This is a genomic window from Massilia sp. DJPM01 (genome assembly GCF_030348125.1).
Taxonomy (GTDB): domain Bacteria; phylum Pseudomonadota; class Gammaproteobacteria; order Burkholderiales; family Burkholderiaceae_D; genus Telluria_A; species Telluria_A frigida.
The window spans coordinates 1-1,131 of sequence record NZ_JAQOZV010000178.1 but is presented as its reverse complement, the minus strand read 5'-3'; the positions used below and the strand labels follow the sequence as shown (position 1 = coordinate 1,131).

The following is a 1,131-nucleotide window of genomic DNA, read 5'->3' as shown; positions in this document are numbered from 1 at the left end:
GCAACAACGATCATCAGTTCGATCAGGGTAAAACCGGCTTGTGCCTTCTTCATCATTTTCATCGATTTCATTTTTACTACTCCTGGTGGGAATACTTTGGAACTTGGGAAGCGCACTTGGGTATATGCCATATCGTTATATAAATCTTTTCCATGAATGAAATCAGTGATTTGCAGCAGGCGTGCTTGGCTTGTCGTCGGCACGCGCGAACGCAGACGTGGTGGATCTGATGCCAAACAACCAGGCTTTTACCTAATTCTCATGCACAACCTCATGGAAAGCGCCGTCGGGGCTCAAGTAGCCCTGAACCAGAAAGATATATATAACAACATTGTCATACGCAAGCTCCGTGCCAGGTAGATCTTCCAACATTTCCCTGGTGTATTTCAAGGTTCGATGGCAGATACCTACTGTACTGCGATGGCATCGGGCGCCATCCACACGAAGCCGAAAACGATGCAACTGATGGTGTGAGGCAGCGCGAAAAAGGGGGAGGTGCTCTGCATCGCACGCATCGCCGCCATGATGGGCGCGAAGGAGACCAGCGATCAGGTGCCGCTATGCGATCCGCTGGCCATTACCCGGCGGGCCGCGGTCGATTTCGAGGTCGGCCAGGCGGCCAGCAGCGTGCATTGCCGCGCCCAGGTGAGGCTTCGTCTGCCGCCGCAGTCACTTTCGACTTCGCCACGTCATACTGGTACACCGGAAGGGCTACCGCTGCCAGCACGCCAGGACGCCAGCACGCCAATGATGGCGACAACCATCATCAGTTCGATCAGCGTGAAGCCGGCCCGGGCCGCATTTGCATCGGAATGGCCTGATTTTATGCTGCCGTGGGAGTAAGGAAGTTGCGTACCCCCGCGATAGGATAACCGTCGACAGGAGCATCTTGAATCTTGAGGAGAGGAAGAGCGGAAACGCGCGGTCCGGTGTTGGCACGGCGTTATTGCGACAAGCGATCGGCCCGGCCTGTGTAGCGCAGCGCCGGAGGGCAAGCACTTATGCTGAGGCCTCTTGCGGGAAATCCCGGAAGAGGCCTGGAACGTGTCATCTGGTGTCGATCACATTCGATAGAAACCTGAACAAGCTTTGGACATGCCCCGCAACAAAATGCTGTCGGAGCTATGTCAA

General features: G+C 55.3%; 2 protein-coding genes and 1 pseudogene. 1 reads left to right on the top strand and 2 read right to left on the bottom strand.

Annotated features, from left to right (window positions below; genetic code table 11):
* A partial coding sequence (locus PO883_RS34490) for a prepilin-type N-terminal cleavage/methylation domain-containing protein (protein ID WP_289313806.1) occupies positions 1-236 on the bottom strand: 236 nt, incomplete at its 3' end.
* A gap of 286 nt (positions 237-522) precedes the next feature.
* Between PO883_RS34490 and moaC the strand changes: the two are divergent.
* Positions 523-594: pseudogene (moaC, locus tag PO883_RS35340) on the top strand (cyclic pyranopterin monophosphate synthase MoaC); the annotation flags it as partial.
* 95 nt (positions 595-689) lie between these two features.
* On the opposite strand, the gene PO883_RS34480 reads toward moaC, so the two are convergent.
* Positions 690-767, bottom strand: coding sequence for a hypothetical protein (locus PO883_RS34480; RefSeq protein WP_289313807.1), 78 nt, complete (start codon positions 765-767; stop codon positions 690-692).
* Positions 768-1,131: the final 364 nt, after the last annotated feature.